Origin of the sequence: Streptococcus gordonii (assembly GCF_001553855.1) — a bacterium.
Classification (GTDB): domain Bacteria; phylum Bacillota; class Bacilli; order Lactobacillales; family Streptococcaceae; genus Streptococcus; species Streptococcus gordonii.
On the sequence record NZ_LQWV01000022.1, the window covers coordinates 1 to 237 of the forward strand.

General features: G+C 46.0%; 1 protein-coding gene. It reads left to right on the forward strand.

The window, feature by feature from the left end; genetic code table 11:
• On the forward strand, window positions 1–237 hold a 237-nt coding region (locus AWH02_RS06025; protein WP_145762183.1), incomplete at both ends, for a hypothetical protein.

Sequence of the window (237 nt, forward strand, 5' to 3'; positions counted from 1 at the left end):
GTCATAAGGATAAGGAAGGGAATGACATTCCAGGTCATCCAAGCGAAGACGGCGAACAACCTAAGAAGGATATTCCAGGCTACCGCTTCGTAGAGACCAAGAAACTTCCAAACGGCGACACAGAACACGTTTATGAGAAGGTTAAGACTAGTCATAAGGATAAGGAAGGCAACGAGATTCCAGGATATCCAAGCGAAGAGGGTGAACAACCTAAGAAGGATATTCCAGGTTACCGCT